General features: G+C 58.0%; 11 protein-coding genes. 8 read left to right on the top strand and 3 right to left on the bottom strand.

Annotated elements, in window-relative coordinates:
* Positions 1–15: 15 nt before the first annotated feature.
* Entirely contained in the window at positions 16–2679 is a 2664-nt protein-coding gene (locus G5195_RS00760) for a beta-N-acetylhexosaminidase (protein ID WP_421221459.1), read from the bottom strand.
* 121 nt (positions 2680–2800) lie between these two features.
* A complete protein-coding gene (nagE, locus tag G5195_RS00765) occupies positions 2801–4279 on the bottom strand; it encodes an N-acetylglucosamine-specific PTS transporter subunit IIBC (RefSeq protein ID WP_021231106.1) in 1479 nt (492 codons plus the stop codon).
* Between the two features lie 273 nt (positions 4280–4552).
* On the opposite strand from nagE, the gene nagB reads away from it, so the two are divergent.
* From nagB to nagC, 3 genes are read left to right on the top strand one after another with little or no spacing between them, the layout of a single operon-like run.
* A complete protein-coding gene (nagB, locus tag G5195_RS00770) occupies positions 4553–5353 on the top strand; it encodes a glucosamine-6-phosphate deaminase (RefSeq protein ID WP_005334308.1) in 801 nt (266 codons plus the stop codon).
* A 9-nt stretch (positions 5354–5362) separates the two neighbouring features.
* On the top strand, positions 5363–6508 hold the full coding sequence (gene nagA, locus G5195_RS00775; protein WP_021231107.1) for an N-acetylglucosamine-6-phosphate deacetylase: 1146 nt from the start codon (positions 5363–5365) through the stop codon (positions 6506–6508).
* 4 nt (positions 6509–6512) lie between these two features.
* Positions 6513–7727 carry a DNA-binding transcriptional regulator NagC gene (gene nagC / locus G5195_RS00780; protein WP_421221458.1) on the top strand — a complete coding sequence of 405 codons (1215 nt, stop codon included), beginning with the start codon at positions 6513–6515 and terminating at the stop codon, positions 7725–7727.
* Between the two features lie 72 nt (positions 7728–7799).
* Here the strand turns inward: nagC and G5195_RS00785 are convergent, their stop codons facing one another.
* A complete protein-coding gene (locus tag G5195_RS00785; RefSeq protein ID WP_421221457.1) occupies positions 7800–9416 on the bottom strand; it encodes a phosphoethanolamine transferase in 1617 nt (538 codons plus the stop codon).
* Positions 9417–9646: 230 nt separating this feature from the next.
* On the opposite strand from G5195_RS00785, the gene G5195_RS00790 reads away from it, so the two are divergent.
* The 5 genes from G5195_RS00790 to G5195_RS00810 all read left to right on the top strand — a co-directional run bounded on the left by G5195_RS00790 (position 9647) and on the right by G5195_RS00810 (position 15729).
* Positions 9647–10882: an HD-GYP domain-containing protein gene (locus G5195_RS00790; RefSeq protein WP_421221456.1), complete on the top strand. Its 1236-nt coding sequence runs from the start codon at positions 9647–9649 to the stop codon at positions 10880–10882.
* Positions 10883–11235: 353 nt separating this feature from the next.
* Positions 11236–12906 (top strand): LytS/YhcK type 5TM receptor domain-containing protein, encoded by a 1671-nt coding sequence (locus G5195_RS00795; RefSeq protein WP_421221455.1) that lies wholly within the window; start codon positions 11236–11238, stop codon positions 12904–12906.
* A complete protein-coding gene (gene btsR / locus G5195_RS00800; protein WP_216979111.1) occupies positions 12903–13607 on the top strand; it encodes a two-component system response regulator BtsR in 705 nt (234 codons plus the stop codon). Before G5195_RS00795 ends, btsR begins: the two co-directional genes overlap by 4 nt.
* Before the next feature lie 138 nt (positions 13608–13745).
* A complete protein-coding gene (locus G5195_RS00805) occupies positions 13746–15167 on the top strand; it encodes a carbon starvation protein A (RefSeq protein ID WP_005350521.1) in 1422 nt (473 codons plus the stop codon).
* A 223-nt stretch (positions 15168–15390) separates the two neighbouring features.
* Positions 15391–15729 (top strand): DUF3302 domain-containing protein, encoded by a 339-nt coding sequence (locus G5195_RS00810; RefSeq protein ID WP_005337862.1) that lies wholly within the window; start codon positions 15391–15393, stop codon positions 15727–15729.
* The last annotated feature ends 2 nt before the right edge of the window (positions 15730–15731 follow it).

Below are 15731 nucleotides of genomic sequence, written 5' to 3' on the forward strand. Positions count from 1 at the left end.
AACGGTTGACTGCTATCAGTTCAGTTCGGTGACGCGGCTGGTGCGCTTGCCATCGAAGCTGGTGGTACGCAGGTAGACCTTGCCATTCACGCTCGGCTTGGCCGCGGCGTCATAGGCACTCCAGTTGGTACCGTCCAGGCTGTACTGGATGGGCAGACCCGGCAGATCCACGTTCGCTTCCAGCACACCGTTCACTACCTTGGCACCCGGTACGGAGAGGCGGTATTCAACACCGGCCTGATCCAGTTTCGGCAACACGCGCTGACCCAGTACGTTGGCAAACTGGTTCCACTCTTTGTTGAGGGTGGCCTTGTTGACGAACTTGGTCTCGCCGGAGAACTCGCGGTTCTTCACGTAATCCAGCTCGAAGCCACCTTTGTGCCAGGCACGCTCGGCCACAGAGAAGATACGCGGGTAGACCATGTACTCGTACTGAGCATCGGTACGCACGGTTTCACTCCACTGCTGACCGGAGATCCCCTTGAACTTGACCGGATCCTGGTCACCCTTGGCCACGAAGGCGTTGCCGTCGCGGTCAACCGAAGTCTCGGCGTTCTGCGGCAGGTTTTCCGGGGCGAAGGCAAATACCTTGCGGGTGTCGTTGAAACGGGTTGCCCAGTAGTAGCCACGCTCAGCCGGGTGTACTTCGTTCGGGAAGTCGAAGTAGAGGTAATCCGGGTTGGACAGCACCACTTGGTAACCCTTGTGGGCCCACTTCATCGCTTCGTTGAAGCCACCCCAGTAGAGGGTTTCCCAGAAGTTGACACGGGTGTTGTCGGTGGCGAAATCCTTGGCACCGCTGGCGTACTTCAGACCATCTTCCCACGCCTGCAGGGTAGAGAAGCCGCGGTCTTTGACCATCTGGCCCACTTCCTTGGCGAAGTAAACCGGCAGCTCGCCCACTTCCTTGATCTTGCCTTCATCGATCATCTTCTGGCACATCGGGGACTTGCCAAACGGCTTGTCCTGCTTGCTGGAGTCGACGTTACCTTTCCAGGCGACCAGCTCTTCTTTCTTGGTGACGGCCGGATCCTGATAGCCACCGCCCTGCATGATGTTCTTCGCCTCATCACCACCGTAGTGCCATGCGGTCAGCGGCTGACCGGCGGCCTGGTGCATCTGGGCAACTTCATCCATTACCTTGGCCACGAAGGTGGCAGCACCCGGCTGGCAAGGGTTGATGAAGGACATCTTGTCGTAGAACTGGACCGAGGTGACATTGGAGGTGTCAGCCGGATCAGTCAGACGGAACTGGTTAGCTTCCGCTTCTTTGCCTTCCGCCATCAGACGCTTGTAGCGCGCTTCCATGGAGACCACGGCAGCACGGGCGTGAGCCGGCATGTTGATCTCGGGGATCACGATCACACCGCGAGCCTTGGCATAACGCACCAGATCCACGTAGTCAGACTTGCTGTAGAAACCGGAACCCTGGTTGTCGCTGGTCGGGCCGGAACCCAGTTGCGGCATCAGGCACTTGGTTTCGGACTCGTCGTGGCAACGCTGGCTACCGACCTGGGTCAGCTCCGGCAGACCCGGGATCTCCAGACGCCAGCCTTCATCGTTGGTCAGGCCAAGGTGCAGCACGTTGAGCTTCATGGCAGACATCTGGTCAACCAGCTTCTTCATGGTATCCAGACTGCGGAAGTGGCGGGCCACGTCGGTCTGCATGCCACGGTATTCAAAGCGCGGCGCGTCCTCGACGGTCATCGGGCTCACCAGCTTGTCATCAACACCCAGCAGGGAGATCAGGGATTGTGCACCCCAGAATGCCCCGTCGATATCGCGACCCTGGATCACTGTGCCCTTCTGACCGATGGTCATGTCATAGCCTTCAGCCTGCTTGAGCTTGCTGCCGAGCTTGATGGTCACCGGGTAGCCGGTGTCGGAGAGGGTAACACCCAGCTTGGTCAGTTGAGCCTTCAGGGCCTCGGCGCGATCGCTCGGCAAGTCCAGGGCATTGAGTTTGATGGTAGAGAAGTCAACCTGCGGGCCAGCTTTGACTACCTGCTTCATCGGGGTCGGCAGGATCTGGTTGTCAATCTTGCCAGCCGGCAGCAGGGTGCTGGTCTGGTTGGCCGCGAAACGGGTTTCGCTGTTCATCAGGATGTTCTTGTCATCCTTGGTACGCTTCCAGCCATCAGCCGGCATCGGCTTCTCGTAGGTGCTGGCATCATTGATGTTGCTCATGCTGGCCAGTACTTTCGGCTCGGCACCTTCGCTGGCGACATACCAGTTCGGCATGATGTCAGATTCGAACAGTACCCAGTATTCCACCACCAGCGGCACTTCGACCGTGGCATCCTTGGCAAAGCCCTGGAACTTCTCGGTTGGCGTCAAACGATAGAGATCGCCGGTCAGGTGAGTAATGGTGAACTGGTCGTTATCCACACGCTGGATACGACGGATGGAGGAGACGTAGATGCTCCAGTCTTTGGAGGTCACGTCCGCACCGGTATTGGTCAGGTGCAGCTTGGCAACGCCACAGCTCGCCCACTCGGAACCGAGCGCCTGGCAATCGAGGCCGGCACCGGCACCATCGTTGGTGACCACTTCATACTTGACCACCAGGTTGTTGGCGAGGGAGTCGACCACAGCCTGCTTGGCGGCATCGGCTGCCTGGACCTGGCTGACAAAAACGGTAGACATGGCAATGGCTAACAGAGAATGTTTCAAGTTCATAACTGCTGCTCTCATTTGAAGTAAAGGTTGGATTTTCTTGGCTTTTTTATATGGGGCCCCTGAGCGGGGCCCTTAGTTATGTCAACAATGGACTTAGACTTGAGGTGAGCGAGTCGCTCGATTAACGCAGGGCTTTCATCTCACCGGCGATGATTTCGGCCAATGGGCCCAGAATCACCTGCAGGTTCTGCTCACCGAGTTTGACCACACCGGCCGCACCCAGGGCTTTCAGCTTGCGCTCATCGACGATGCTGCGGTCTTTCAGAGTCAGACGCAGACGGGTGATGCAGGCATCGATGGAGACCAGGTTCTCTTGACCACCCAGCACTTCCAGGTATTGCTTGGCCAGCTCGGTACGGTTGGTAGATTGAGCGGCAGCCGGAGCAGTATCTTCGTCATCTTCACGACCCGGGGTTTTCAGGTTCAGCTTGGCAATCACTACGCGGAACACGGTGTAGTAGAGGCCGAAGAAGACCAGACCCTGAGGGATCAGCATGTACCAGTTGGTCGCCAGCGGGTTACGGCTGGAGAGCACCATATCCACCAGACCGGCACTGAAACCGAAACCGGCCATCCACTGCATGGAGGCAGCGATGAACACGGAGATACCGGTCAGTACGGCGTGGATGACATACAGTACCGGCGCCACGAACATGAAGGAGAACTCGAGCGGCTCGGTGACACCGGTGAAGAAGGAAGCAAAGGCAGCTGCGATCATGATGGAAGCAACTTTCTCTTTGTTCTCTTTCTTGGCGGAGTGGTAGATGGCCAGAGCGGCACCCGGCAGACCGAACATCATGATGGGGAAGAAGCCAGCCTGGTACATACCGACCACGCCTTTCACCTGCTCCAGGCTCTTGCCAGCGGCCAGAGCGGCATCGATGGTAGCCTGACCACCCAGGAAGTTCGGGATGTCGTTGATACCGGCCACGTTGAACCAGAACACGGAGTTCAGGGCGTGGTGCAGACCGATCGGGATCAGCAGACGGTTGAAGAAGGCGTAGATACCGGCACCGGTAGAGCCCAGGCTCACGATGGACTCACCGAAGGAGACCAGACCACCGTAGATTGCCGGCCATACGGCCATCAGGATGAAAGATACGACGATCATCACCACGGAGGTTACGATCGGTACCAGACGACGACCGGAGAAGAAGGAGAGAGCCTTGTGCAGCTCGACGCTGCTGAAGCGGTTGTACAGCTCAGCGGCGATAACACCACACAGGATACCCACGAACTGGTTGCTGATCTTGGCAAACGCGGCAGGAACCTGTTCCACCGGAATGCTCTTGATCTGGGCCACAGCGCCCGGGCTCAGCAGGGTGGTAACGACCAGGAAGCCGACCAGACCTGCCAGCGCAGCAGAACCGTCTTTATCCTTGGACATACCGTAAGCGACACCGACTGCGAACAGTACGGACATGTTATCGATAATGGCTGCGCCCGCTTTAATCAGGAAGGCAGCCAGCGCACTGTCACCACCCCAACCATTCGGGTCAATCCAGTAGCCAACCCCCATCAGGATCGCTGCGGCAGGCAATACCGCTACCGGCACCATCAGGGCACGGCCGATCTTTTGCAAATAACCGAGAATGTTCACGGTTCCTCTCCTTAGTTAATGTTTTTCTAGAAATTAAGTGCTTATCACGTTTGACGCATAAGCCATCAAGGCTTGATTGGCAGTCTAGGGCTTTTATTTCGCTGCGCAAATTAATAAACCGATAATCGTGATCGTTATCACCCAAACAAGATAAAGGTGGTGGATAGATGTGGCTTAGTTCGCAATCTTTATTTACGCTATAAAACAACTTGAATCCGTCTTAGCCAATTGCCACCGCCAAACCGGTCGCAACCCGACACAGAGGTATCCCATATGCGCCTGATCCCGTTGAAATCTGCCAGCCAAGTAGGCCTGTGGTCTGCTCGTTACATCGTTGACCGCATCAACGCGTTCAAGCCGACCAGCGATCGCCCTTTCGTACTGGGCCTGCCCACCGGTGGCACCCCGCTCAACACCTACAAGCGCCTGATCGAGTTGCACAAAGCCGGTGAAGTGAGCTTCCAGAACGTGGTCACCTTCAACATGGACGAGTACGTTGGCCTGCCGGAAGATCACCCGGAGAGCTACCACAGCTTCATGCACAACAACTTCTTCAGCCACATCGACATTCGTCCCGAGAACATCAACATCCTCAACGGCAATGCCGAGGATCTGGTGGCCGAGTGCAAGCGCTACGAAGACAAAATCAAGTCCTACGGCAAGATCCACCTGTTCATGGGTGGCGTGGGTAACGACGGCCACATCGCATTCAACGAGCCGGCCTCCTCCCTCTCCTCCCGCACCCGGGTCAAGACCCTGACCGAAGACACCCGTATCGCCAACTCCCGCTTCTTCGGTGGCGACATGGAGCAGGTGCCCAAGCTGGCGCTGACCGTGGGTGTCGGCACCCTGATGGATGCGGAAGAGATCATGATCCTGGTCACCGGTCACGGCAAGGCACTGGCCCTGCAGGCCGCCGTGGAAGGCAGCGTCAACCACATGTGGACCATCTCCACCCTGCAACTGCATCCGAAGGGAATGATGGTGTGCGACGAGCCCTCCACCATGGAGCTCAAGGTCAAGACCGTTCGCTACTTCCAGCAACTGGAAGCCGCCAACATCGGCCGTCTGTAAGGAGTCGTCATGTACGCATTGACCAACTGCACCCTCTACACCGGCAGCTGCGTGCTGACCGGCTACGGGGTGCTTATCGAGGGCGACAAGATTGTCGCCATCTCTCACCTGGCCGAACTGCCTGCGGGCATCGAGCAGATTGACCTCAAAGGCGCCAACCTGACCGCCGGTTTTATCGACGTGCAGCTCAACGGCTGTGGCGGGGTGATGTTCAACACCGACATCACGGTCGAGACCCTGGCAACCATGCAGGCGGCCAACCTCAAATCTGGTACCACCAGCTTCCTGCCGACCCTGATCACCAGTCCGGATGCGGATATGAAGCAGGCCGTTGCGGTGACCCGTGACTACATGGCGGCACACCCCAACGAGGTGCTGGGCGTCCATCTGGAAGGGCCTTACACCAACCTCAAGCGCAAGGGGATCCACCCTGCCGCGCAAATTCGCCAGCCAGCGGACGAGATGATCGACTTCTTCTGCGCCAACGCGGATGCCATCACCAAGATCACCCTGGCTCCGGAGCGCAACGAGCCGGCCCATATCCGCCGTCTGGTGGAAGCGGGCATTCTGGTCTCGGCCGGTCACACTGCCGCCAGTTACGATCAGGCCATGGCCGGGTTTGATAACGGTATTCGCTTTGCGACCCACCTCTACAACGCCATGACCCCGACCCTCAACGGTCGCGAGCCGGGTGTTGTGGGCGCCATCTATGATCGCAAGGATGTCTACGCGGGCATCATCGTCGATGGCCACCATGTGCACTGGGCCAACGTGCGTCTGGCTCACAAGGCGCTGGGGGAGCGACTGGTGCTGGTCACCGATGCCACCGCGGCAGCCGGAGCGCCGGAAGGCTTTGAGAAATTTGATTTTTGTGGCACCACCGTCTTTTTACGCGATGGTCAGTGTGTCGACGAGAATGGTACACTCGGCGGTTCCTCCCTCACCATGATTGAGGGGGTGGAAAATCTGGTCAAGCAGGTCGGATTACCGCTCGATGAAGCACTGAGAATGGCCAGCCTCTACCCCGCTCGCGCCATTGGATGGGACTCACGTCTCGGTAGTATCCAGGTCGGTAAAGTAGCCAACCTCACTGTCTTCGATCAGGACTTCACGGTCCGTGGGACCGTGGTTAACGGACACTACACACAACAGTGACATCATGACTGGCGGACAAATAGCAAACGTAGATCTTATCAAGCAGGTCAACAGTGCAGCCGTGTATCGGCTCATCGATCTGCAAGGGCCCATCTCCCGGGTCAAGATTGCCGAGTTGAGTCAGCTGGCCCCGGCCAGCGTGACCAAAATAACCCGGCAACTGATCGAGCATGGCCTGATCAAGGAGACCTCTCCGCAAGCCTCAACCGGCGGGCGGCGTGCCATCTCCCTGACCACCATCAAACATCGCTTTCAGTTTGTCTCTGCCAAGCTGGGCCGCGGCTACCTGCAACTGAGTCTCTATGACCTCGATGGCAAGGAGCTCGACCAGCACGTCATTCAGGTGACCGAGATCGACCAGCAACCCGTGGTCGACATGCTGCTGCGTGAGATTGGCGCCTTTATCGATGCCAACCGCGAACGTTGTCGCAACCTCATCAGCATCGCGCTGACCATGCCGGGTCTGGTCAACCCGGAATCCGGCATGGTCATCTACACCCCCAAGTACCAGATCCGCAATCTGGGACTGGCGAAGCTGCTTGAGAACCACTTCAACCTCCCCTGCTACGTGGGCAACGACACCCGCTCTCTGGCACTGGCCGAACACTTCTTCGGCGAGTCCCGCGACTGCATGGACTCCATTCTGGTGAGTGTTCACCAGGGGACGGGCTCGGGGATCATCACCAAGGGTCAGGTGTTCCTCGGTCAGAACCGCAACGTCGGCGAGATCGGCCATATTCAGGTCGAGCCGCTCGGCAAGCGCTGTCACTGCGGCAACTTCGGCTGCCTCGAAACCATCGCCTCCAACGAGGCCATTGTCGACAAGGTGAAGGAGCTCATCAGCCGCGGTCACCAGAGCGCGCTGCAAGAGAAGCACATCACCATTCAGGAGGTGTGCAAGGCGGCGCTGGCGGGCGATGAACTGGCCCGCAGCGTGATCGAGAACGTGGGTGAGCATCTGGGACGAGCGGTGGCTATTACGGTCAACCTGTTCAACCCGCAGAAGGTGCTGATCGCCGGCGAAATCACCGCCGCCGAAGAGATCCTCTTCCCGGCCATCCGTCGCTGTGTCGAGCATCAATCCCTGCCGAGCTTCCACCGTGGCCTGCCCATCGTGAAAGCCCGCTTCCAGAACCAGCCAACCTATGGCGGCTTTGCACTGGTCAAGCGCGCCCTGCTGGAAGGGGATCTGCTGCAGATCATCATGGAGCAGAAGTAAGACACTGATCTTGCGAGATAACCAAACGGCAGCCAGTGGCTGCCGTTTTCTATTGTGTGCTTTGCTGGCGGTTTAGCCCGCCCGACATGGCTTGAACAGATCCAGCTTGTTGTCGTAAACACGGGTCTGTACATCCATGATCCCCAGCATGGAGTGGAACAGGTTATCGTGGGAGAAGCGCTGACTGCTCGCCTCCGCCGCCAGGCAACCCATATCAAGCTGGCGATCGGCCTGTAACTGGGGCGAGAACCAGGTCAGCAGCGGCACCCGGGTCTGATCATCCGGCGCAAACTTGTAGGGCGTGCCGTGCAGATAGAGCCCCATAGCCCCAAGGGATTCGCCGTGATCGGAGAGATAGACCAGTCCCACATCGTACTGGCTCTCCAGCGACTTGAGCTTGTCTATCAGCAGTCCCACCACCTTGTCGGTGTAGCGGATGGTGTTGTCATAGGTGTTGACCAGCTCTTCGTTGCTGCAGTTTTCAATGTCGCTACGCGGGCAGTCCGGCATAAAGACGCGCTCGCTGGCAGGGTAACGACGAAAATAGGTCGGGCCATGGCTGCCCATCAGGTGAAAAGCCACCAGCTTGTTGCCCTTCATGCCGGCAATCTGCTGATCCAGCCCCTCCAGCAGCACCTCGTCATAGCAAGACTCCCCCTGACAGAGCGCAGGATAGGATTTGGGGAGGATCTCGATGGTCGGCACATTGCGGCACACCCCTTTACAGCCGCCATCGTTCTCTTTCCACAACACCGAGACCCCGGCATGTTGCAGCACATCGAGCAGGCCGTCACGGGAGCTGGCAAGCTGGTCATCGTAACCGCGGCGAGTGAGGTTGGAGAACATGCAGGGCACCGAGACGGCGGTGGCTGTACCGCAGGAGCGCACATTCCTGAACGACACCACCCCCTGCTCTTTTGCTGTAAAGCTGTTGGTCGCCTTGCCATACCCGTTAAGGGAGTAGTTCTGGCTGCGCGCCGTCTCCCCCACCACCAGGAACATCAAAGTCGGCTTGCTTCCCCGCGCCACCACCCTGGCATCTGTCCCCAGATGCTGGTAGGGGATCGGCGTGGCAAACAGCACATCCCGCCCATATTTGTAGAGGCCGTGCACATAGTTGGCGGGCACAATCTCTTTGGCCAGCGACTTGTTGTTGCGCCCGACCGAGGCGTAATCCTGATAGTAAAGTGACGCGACGCCCCCGATAAACAGCAGAGAGATAGCCAGTGCACCAGCCCGCCACGCCAACCCCTGATACCAGCGAGCCGGATAGCGGATCCGCAGTGACCAGAGCACCAGAACAGGCAGCAGCCCGGTCAGCAGAAACCAGAGCGCAACCGAGCCATTCAAATAGGCACCCGCCTCACCACTGTTGGTCTCCACTATGTTCTGGATCATGCCGGCATCAAAGATGACACCGTATTTGAGCATGGCGTAGCTGACGATGGAGCCAGTCAGAATGAGCACGGTAAAAAAGGGCTTGAGCACAAACCGGAACGTGAAGGGAATAAACACGGCATTGAGCGCAGCGATCAGCACCAACGGGATCGAGATGGCAAATCCGGCTTTGACATGGGTCAGGGCGCTGAGCACCGTATAGAAATGCAAAAAGATTGGCCAGTTCAGTACCAGGGCGAAAAAGAGCACCAGCAACAGATTGGTCTGCAGTACACCGAGAGTTACACGCATAAACAACTCCTACATACCGGCCTGCAGCGCAGCGGGCCGGCCAAGCCAACAAAAACGACGGGGCCAGCGTAGGAAGTAAAACTTAAGCGCGAATTAAGAGGAGAAGCACGGCGCTCGTGCGCCCCATCACAGCACGGGGTGCTCCGTAGCCCCGAAATGGATTTTTAGTTGTCTATCCATCGGATTTTGCTAGCTTGTTGAGTAGGCATTCACGAAATGCAGGTTAACCGATGGCACTGATCCAAGCCTCGATAGAGCAATTGAGAGTAGGCCACTATATCCATCTCCCCACGGGATGGACTAACCACCCATTTATGTTCAATACCTTCAAGATCAAGGATCAGCAGCAACTCGACATTCTCCGTCATCTTGATCTCACCCTGCTGATGGTCGACCCCGACAAGAGCGATCTGCCCATCGAGCCGCTGCTGCGCGGCGATATCCCCGATGCCGGGCCCGATCTCGAAGAGCTGGAGTCCCTGATTGATGCCGGCCCGCCCCCTTTTGACGAAAAAGCCTTTCGCCGCTCCATGCGCGCCGCCGACAAGGCCTTTGGCCAGTCCATGAGCGAGCTGCGTGATGCTCTCGGGGCACTCAACCTCAAACCCGATGAAGGGCTGGCCAACACCGCCCAGATCGTCCGCAATGCCGCCTTCACCCTTAGTCAGCACGAGGGCCCCCTCGGGCTCCACCTGATCCGTAGTCCCCACACCGATGTCCTGCTGCAGCACAGTCTCAATGTGGCTTTCATTGCCATGTTGATGGCGCGCGAACTGGGGATGAATCCCATCGAGCTGGAAGAGACCGGCCTTGCGGGACTTATCCACGACATAGGTGAACTGAAAATTCCCAGCCAGATCACCCAAAAGCGTGGTGAGCTAAACAAGGCCGAGCAGAACTTCCTCAAGATGCATCCCCAGTACGGATTTGACATGCTGAACCAACTCAATGCCTTTGAGCCCAAAATTCGTCAGGTAGCCCATCTGCACCACGAACGGCTCGACGGCAGCGGTTATCCGCTGGGGATCAAGGGGGGGGAGATCCCGCCGCTGGCGCGGCTGATCGGACTGGTCGACTTCTACGACGAGCTGCTTCATCCCCGCAACAGTGGCACGCCGGCGGCACCGAGTCAGGCCATCAGCCAGCTCTACAAGTTATCCCAGAAGAAGTTCGACCAGAATCTGGTCAAGTTGCTGGTCAAGGTGCTGGGGGTCTACCCACCGGGCTCCCTGGTGAAACTCTCCGACGAGAGCATTGCGCTGGTGCTATCTACCGAACCCACCATGCCCCTCAAGCCGAAGATCCTGCCCTATATCAAGGCCCAGCGGCCGGAAGCGGTCGCCATGATCGATCTGCGGGAAGATGAACGCACAATCACTGCCTTTATCAAACAGGAGGAGCTGGATGAGGGACAGCGGCAGTTCTTCAATCTGACCCGCCGCTTCTGTTACTACTTTGCATTCTGAGTTATCCCCAGAAGCTGGGGATAACTCATTGGACAAACCGGAATAATTGCTCAAACCCCCATCAGAAGGTTGCCAACTGACCATGTATAAAAAACGCCCAGCCAAGGGGCCGGGCGGAGCATGCCACCTCCGTGTGGCGTATCCGGCGGATACATTCATGCTCCATTCATCAATAGCAATCCATCACCTCTTACACAAATATCAATTTAACATGCTGATTTAATGTAGTTTTATCCAGTTTTTCTGGCAAACTGACGGCCCGTTGCGCCCAGTTGGGCCAACAGAACAAGATCCTGATCACACTTATTCACGGGCTGGTTGTTTTTTAGGCTGGCTGATGAGGCGCGTTTTTTATGCAGTTGGTTCTCTCTTTGTTACAGCAGATGAGCGTCAGCCTGGTGATCGCCTATCTCTTCTCGAAAAGCCCGCTGCTTCGCCCGCTTGCCAACTATTCAGTGAGGCTTCCTCACAAGATACTGATATACATAATATTTTCATGTTTTTGCATCCTCGGAACCTATGTGGGCCTCGATATCGACGATGCCATCGCCAACACCCGGGCGGTCGGCGCCGTCTTGGGGGGATTATTGGGGGGGCCGCTGGTGGGCTTTCTGGTGGGGCTGACCGGTGGTCTGCACCGCTATACGCTGGGGGGATTTACCGATCTCGCCTGCGCTATCTCCACCACCTGCGAGGGGTTGCTTGGGGGCATAGTGCACTGGCGACTGATGCGCTCGGGGCGAACGGATGCCCTGTTTGAACCGCGTATCGCCTTCTTTACCACCCTCTACGCCGAGATCATGCAGATGGTCATCATCCTGCTGGTGGCGACCCCGTTCGACAAATCCCTGCTGCTGGTGCGCACCATCGCCACCCCGATGATTCTCGCCAACTCCTGCGGCGCGGCGCTCTTTATCAGCATGATCCGCGACCAGCAGCGGATGTATGAGAAGTTCTCCCGGGTCTTCTCCGCCAAGGCGCTCAATATCGCCAACCGTACAGTGGGGATCATGAGTCAGGGCTTTACCCCACAGGCGAGCAACAAGATTGCCCGCATCATTCAGGAGGAGACCGGCGTTGGGGCGGTCGCCATCACGGACACCGAGCAGATCCTCGCCTTTATCGGCACCGGCGAAGATCACCATCTGCCGGGCACCCCCATCGCGTCAGCCATCACCATGCAGGCCATCGCCCAGAACAAGGTGCTGTTTGCCGATGGCAACAGCCAGCCCTATCGCTGCAGCCTCTCCTCCGCATGCCAGCTGGGCTCGGTGCTGGTGATCCCGCTGCAGGGGGACAAGGGGGTGATCGGCACCATCAAGCTCTACGAGCCGAAGAAGCGGCTGTTTCTCAAGATCAACCACACCCTGGGGGAAGGGATTGCCAACCTGCTGTCACAGCAGTTGCTGGCCGGTCGGCTGGAGCAGCATCAGCGGCTGCTGGTGCAGTCCGAACTCAAGCTGATCCAGGCCCAGATCAACCCCCACTTTCTGTTCAACACCCTCAACACCATCAGTGCCATCACCCGGCGCGATCCGGACAAGGCGCGGGATCTGCTGCTGCATCTGTCGCTGTTCTTTCGCAAGAACCTCAAGCGCCAGAGCGGCCTTGCGACCCTGCAGGAGGAGCAGGAGCACTGCCAATCCTATCTGGAGATCGAGCTGGCCCGTTTTGGCGATCGGCTGACGGTGATAAACGAGATCCCGCCCCATCTGGCCACACTGCGACTGCCCAGCTTCACCCTGCAACCGTTGATCGAGAATGCCATCAAGCACGGCATCTCGACTCTGCTGGAGCAGGGGCGCATTCGCCTCTGGACCGATGAGCATCCCACCAGCGTCACCATCCATGTGGAAGATAATGCAGGCACCTGGCAAGCACATCCCGCTGGCGACGGTCTGGGCATGACCATCGTAGACCGGCGACTGAAAAGCGCCTTTGGCGAGCGCTATGGCGTGACTATTGCGTGCGAGCCGGAACAGTGGACCCGGGTGTCGTTCACCATCCCCAAGGAGCAACCATGATCCGCACTCTGATAGTCGATGACGAACACTACGCCCGCGAAGAGCTGAGGCAGCAGCTGGCCTGCGATCCTGCCATCGAGATCGTGGGGGAAGCGGCCAACGCCATCGAGGCGCTGCCGCTTATTCAGCGCCTCAAGCCTGATGTGGTGTTCCTCGATATCCAGATGCCCAAGCTGAGCGGCATGGAGCTGGTCGCCATGCTCGACCCCCTGCCCCGCATCGTCTTTGTCACCGCCTTTGACGAATATGCCATTCAGGCCTTTGAAGAGAACGCCTTCGACTACCTGCTCAAGCCGGTGGAGCCCGCCCGGCTCGCCAAGACCCTCGCTCGCCTCAAGCAGGATATCTCCCCGCAGCCCATCGAGCGGCTGGCCCCGACTATCGAACATATTCCGGGCTATCTGCACAATCGGGTCAGGCTGCTGCCCATCGCGCAGGTGGAGTATGCCTTCTCCGATCTGGGCGGGGTCCATGTGGCCTGTCAGGGCGAGCTGTTCCACACCCAGCTCACCCTCAAATCGCTGGAAGAAAAGAGCCCGCTGCTGCGCTGCCACCGCCAGTATCTGGTCTCCCCCAACGCCATCTTCGAGATCCAGCTGCTGGATAACCAGCTGGCAGAGATTGTCACCCCGAGCGGCGCCCGAGTGCCGGTCAGTCGTCGCTATCTCAAGGAGCTCAAAGATCAGCTGGGGCTGGACTGAGCCGCGGAGTGTGCGCCTGATCACAGCCGCCGACCGCTCGGCGCGCCAAAGCGCCGCTCGGGGAGTTTCACCTGCCAGACAGGCGCAACCGTTTTAGACTCGCTCTGCACACTAAAAAAACAATGCAGGAGCGTAGCAATGATCTGGTTCTTCCTCTGTGTCGGCTTACTTGTGGCCGGCTACTTCATATACGGCAAATTCATCGAACGGATATTCAGCCCGAAACCCGAGCTGAAAACCCCCGCCATCACCATGGCTGACGGGGTGGACTATGTCCCGATGTCGGACAAGAAAGTCTATCTGGTTCAACTGCTCAACATCGCAGGCGTCGGCCCCATCTTCGGCCCCATCCTGGGTGCCCTCTACGGCCCGGTCGCCATGCTGTGGATCGTCTTTGGCTGCATCTTCGCCGGTGCGGTACATGACTACTTCTCCGGCATGCTGTCGGTGCGCGCCAAGGGTGCCTCAGTGCCAACCGTGGTCGGTGAGCATCTGGGCACCGCCGCCAAGCACTTCATGAACCTGTTTGCCGTGGTGCTGCTGATGCTGGTGGGCGTGGTATTCGTGCTGAGCCCGGCAGGGCTGCTCGCCAACCTCACCTCCACCGATCTGGTCTACTGGATCGTGGCAATCTTTGCCTACTACATCCTCGCGACCATAGTCCCCATCGACAAGATCATCGGCCGCTTCTACCCCATCTTCGGCGCCCTGCTGGTCTTCATGTCGGTCGGCCTCATCGTTGGCCTGATCGCCTCCGGCAAAGGCTTCTACAACACCGGGATGGACTTCTCCAACCTGCACCCGACCGAACTGCCGCTCTGGCCGCTGCTGTTCATCACCATCGCCTGTGGCGCGGTATCAGGCTTCCACGCCACCCAGTCACCGCTGATGGCGCGCTGCATGCAGAACGAAAAATCCGGCCGCTTCATCTTCTACGGCGCAATGATCGGTGAAGGGATCATCGCCCTTATCTGGTGCACCCTGGGTCTCTCCTTCTACGACAGCACCGAAGCACTCAACGCTACTATGGCCAACGGCGGCCCGGCAGCCGTGGTACACGAAGTCTCCACCAGCCTGCTCGGCACAGTCGGCGGCATTCTGGCCATCCTCGGCGTGGTGATCCTGCCCATCACCTCTGGTGACACCGCGTTTCGCAGTGCTCGCCTGATCGTGGCGGACTTCCTGAAGATGACCCAGAAGCCGCTGGCCAAGCGTCTGCTGATCGCCATCCCCATGTTTATCCTTGGCTTCATCATCTCCAAGGCTGAATTCGGGGTGATCTGGCGCTACTTCGGCTGGGCCAACCAGACCACCGCCGTCATCATGCTGTGGGCTGCGGCTGCCTACCTCATCAAAGAGGGCAAGCTGCACTGGATCTGCACCATTCCCGCCATGTTCATGACTGCTGTAGTGATCACCTATCTGGCCAACGCCCCCATCGGGTTCGGGCTGGAGATGGGGACCTCCACCATCATCGGCCTGACTGCAACGGCGGCCATTACCGTGGCCTTCCTGATGAAGTTCCGCCAGCCGCTGGTCAGCAGTACCAGCGAAGGGTAAAAACAGCAAAAAATGCAGCGAAAGCAGCACAAAAAAGGCGCCTGATGGCGCCTTTTTTAATGACAAAAAGACTAATAATGCAACTGTTGAACGGCTTCAGCTTCAATACAGCGAATAGCTTTAAGATTCCGGGCAAACTGACGATAAATGTGTGATTCTTAATTGCTTTAGTGCTTGTTGGAACCAATGATTAAGCTGTGCGTCATGCCAGTGGAGGTTATAAATGGCCCTTGATTATTTTGCCCTTGGTCTGCTCGTCTTTGTCGGGCTGGTCATTTTTTATGGAGTCATCGTTATCCACGATATTCCTTACGAGATTGCCAAACATCGGAATCACCCTCATCAGGATGCCATTCACGTGGCAGGTTGGGTCAGCCTGTTTACCCTGCATGTGCTGTGGCCCTTCCTCTGGATCTGGGCAACCATCTATCGCCCCGATCGCGGCTGGGGCTTTAGCCAGCGGTTGCAAAAAGATGAAGAGGAGCTGGCGGCCCTCAAGCAGGAGTTGGCGGATCTGAAGAGCCGTATCAACACTATCGAACAGAGTGAGCAACAGGGATAAAC

Source organism: Aeromonas sp. 601039, from assembly GCF_049174415.1.
Classification (GTDB): Bacteria; Pseudomonadota; Gammaproteobacteria; order Enterobacterales; family Aeromonadaceae; genus Aeromonas; species Aeromonas veronii_A.

Excerpts from the sequence above, each read along its gene's own strand:
- G5195_RS00760 (WP_421221459.1), bottom strand. The coding sequence starts at position 2,679 with ATGAACTTGAAACATTCTCTGTTAGCCATTGCCATGTCTACCGTTTTT.
- nagB (WP_005334308.1), top strand. The coding sequence starts at position 4,553 with ATGCGCCTGATCCCGTTGAAATCTGCCAGCCAAGTAGGCCTGTGGTCT.
- nagA (WP_021231107.1), top strand. The coding sequence starts at position 5,363 with ATGTACGCATTGACCAACTGCACCCTCTACACCGGCAGCTGCGTGCTG.
- nagC (WP_421221458.1), top strand. The coding sequence starts at position 6,513 with ATGACTGGCGGACAAATAGCAAACGTAGATCTTATCAAGCAGGTCAAC.
- G5195_RS00785 (WP_421221457.1), bottom strand. The coding sequence starts at position 9,416 with ATGCGTGTAACTCTCGGTGTACTGCAGACCAATCTGTTGCTGGTGCTC.
- G5195_RS00790 (WP_421221456.1), top strand. The coding sequence starts at position 9,647 with ATGGCACTGATCCAAGCCTCGATAGAGCAATTGAGAGTAGGCCACTAT.
- G5195_RS00795 (WP_421221455.1), top strand. The coding sequence starts at position 11,236 with ATGCAGTTGGTTCTCTCTTTGTTACAGCAGATGAGCGTCAGCCTGGTG.
- btsR (WP_216979111.1), top strand. The coding sequence starts at position 12,903 with ATGATCCGCACTCTGATAGTCGATGACGAACACTACGCCCGCGAAGAG.
- G5195_RS00805 (WP_005350521.1), top strand. The coding sequence starts at position 13,746 with ATGATCTGGTTCTTCCTCTGTGTCGGCTTACTTGTGGCCGGCTACTTC.
- G5195_RS00810 (WP_005337862.1), top strand. The coding sequence starts at position 15,391 with ATGGCCCTTGATTATTTTGCCCTTGGTCTGCTCGTCTTTGTCGGGCTG.